This is a genomic window from uncultured Amnibacterium sp. (assembly GCF_964244015.1).
In the GTDB taxonomy this organism is placed as follows: Bacteria; Actinomycetota; Actinomycetes; order Actinomycetales; family Microbacteriaceae; genus Amnibacterium.
The window spans coordinates 1-2,075 of sequence record NZ_CAXTHO010000012.1 but is presented as its reverse complement, the minus strand read 5'-3'; the positions used below and the strand labels follow the sequence as shown (position 1 = coordinate 2,075).

Annotated in this window: 4 protein-coding genes; 1 reads left to right on the top strand and 3 read right to left on the bottom strand. The window is 71.3% G+C overall.

The window, feature by feature from the left end:
* The 3 genes from ACFE67_RS02730 to ACFE67_RS02720 form a co-directional block, all read right to left on the bottom strand.
* On the bottom strand, positions 1-774 hold a 774-nt coding region (locus ACFE67_RS02730; protein ID WP_375405340.1), incomplete at its 3' end, for an SURF1 family protein.
* Between the two features lie 7 nt (positions 775-781).
* Complete coding sequence (locus ACFE67_RS02725) at positions 782-1,003, bottom strand: hypothetical protein (protein WP_375405339.1); 222 nt, start codon at positions 1,001-1,003, stop codon at positions 782-784.
* Entirely contained in the window at positions 1,000-1,284 is a 285-nt protein-coding gene (locus ACFE67_RS02720; RefSeq protein WP_375405338.1) for a DUF3099 domain-containing protein, read from the bottom strand. Before ACFE67_RS02720 ends, ACFE67_RS02725 begins: the two co-directional genes overlap by 4 nt.
* Positions 1,285-1,367: 83 nt before the next feature.
* Here ACFE67_RS02720 and ACFE67_RS02715 point away from each other — a divergent pair, with 83 nt between their 5' ends.
* Positions 1,368-2,075, top strand: a complete 708-nt coding sequence (locus ACFE67_RS02715; protein WP_375405337.1) for a beta-ketoacyl-ACP reductase — start codon at positions 1,368-1,370, stop codon at positions 2,073-2,075.

Sequence of the window (2,075 nt, the reverse complement as noted above, 5' to 3'; positions counted from 1 at the left end):
GACGACCTCGTCGCCCGCGTCGAGCAGGTCGCGACGGATCGACCAGCCGAGCGCGCCGAAGCCGAGCAGCGCGAACAGGATCCACTGGATCGCGTAGGAGAGGTGCGTGCCCTCGTCGACGCCCGTGTCGGCAGCCTGCGGCAGGAGTCGCTGCGGGGTGGGCGCCACGACGGGCGACTCCGACCGCACCTGCCCGTACGCGCCGGTGTAGGTCGGCAGCCCGACCTGCTTCGCGACCTTCTGGAGATCGATGGAGGGGATCTCGCCCGGGGGAGCGGTCCGTCCGGCGAGCGGTCCCTCGTCACCGCGCAGCCGTGCCTGCACGGTGACGACGCCGGCCGGCACGCCGGGCACCGAGTCCGGGCGGTCCTGCTGGGACCCGATCGACACCCAGCCGCGGTCGAGCACGAACACGGTGCCGTCGGCCAGCCGCAAGGGGGTGAGCACCTCGAAACCGGGGCCGCCGTCCGGGCCGACCCGGTTGCGGACGAGCAGCTGGTCGGCGGTCAGGTACGTGCCCCGCACCTCCACGGTCCGCCACTGCACCGACGACCGGTACGCGGTGCGGGAGGGAAGGAGCGCATCGAGGGGCGCAGCCGGCGCGGTGGCGTTCGTCGTGATCAGCGTGCTCGCGGCCACGGACTCCGCCCTGCGGGAGAACTGCCACCAGGACAGCAGCGCGCAGCCCACCGCGAATGCGATCGCGAGCGCGAGGTACCGGTGCCACCGGCCGTCCGAGACCAGCGCGCGCAGGATCCGACCGAGCTGCTCCACGGGTCGGTCAGCGTACCCGGTCGGCCGATGCGTCGAGCCGCTTCACCTCGAGCGGGAACGCCCGCGCCGCAAGGAAATCGCGGAGGACGCCGACGTGGTCGTCGCACGCGAGCCACACCTTGACCCGGTCGCCGGTATGGATCCTCGGGTTGCGCCACTCGATGGCCGCCGTCGCCTCGAGCCGGCAGTCGGCGCGGGAGCAGGTGTGCCGCTCCGGCCCGCCGATCACTCCTGCCGCTGCTGCTCGATCGCGAGCTGCTGCGAGATCCCGGGGTTCACTGGCCGGCTCGACCCGCCCGCACCGACGTTGGCCAGGACGACCGCGACGTAGGGGAGCACCACCGCACCGATCCCGAACACGACTTTCCAGTAACCCGGGACGAAGAACACCAGGATCAGGCAGATCATCCTGATCGACATCGCCGTGGAGTACGCCTTCATCCGCTTCTTCCGGTCGTCGACCGGGGAGGCGGGGAGCGCAGTCGCGGACTGCACGATGTCATGAGTCACAGTGGGAACAACCTACGCCGCCTCCTGAGCCTTCCCCACCCGATCGCTAGGCTCTCGGAACCCTCGCAAAAGGAGACGCCCCCATGACCACCCGAACCGTTCTCGTGACCGGGGGCAACCGCGGTATCGGCCGTGCCATCGCGCTCGCGTTCGCCGCGGACGGGCACCGCGTGGCCGTCACATCGCGGAGCGGGTCCGGTCCCGTGGGGGTGCTGACCGTGCAGGCGGACGTCACCGACTCCGCGTCGCTCGACGCCGCGTTCCGCGTCGTGGAGGCGGAGCTCGGGCCGGTCGAGGTCGTCGTCGCGAACGCGGGGATCACGAAGGACACTCTGCTGCTGCGGATGAGCGACACCGACTTCGACGAGGTCGTGGACACGAATCTCGGCGGCGCCTTCCGCGTCGTCAAGCGGGCGTCGAAGGGCATGCTGCGTGCCCGCTTCGGCCGGGTCATCCTGATCTCGAGCGTCGTCGGACAGCTCGGCTCCGCCGGGCAGGTGAACTACGCGTCCTCGAAGGCCGGACTCGTCGGCTTCGCCCGGTCGCTGACGCGGGAGCTCGGCGGTCGCGGCATCACCGCCAATGTCGTCGCGCCCGGGTTCATCGAGTCGGACATGACCGCGGCGCTGCCCGACGACCAGCAGAAGGACTACCTCGGCCGCATCCCGGTGGGCCGGTTCGGCTCCGGCGACGACGTCGCGAAGGCGGTCGTCTGGCTCGCCTCCGACGACGCCTCCTACATCTCCGGCGCGATCATCCCCGTCGACGGCGGCCTCGGGATGGGGCACTGA

Coding starts and splice junctions, on each gene's coding strand:
- ACFE67_RS02715 (WP_375405337.1), top strand. CDS start 1,368: ATGACCACCCGAACCGTTCTCGTGACCGGGGGCAACCGCGGTATCGGC.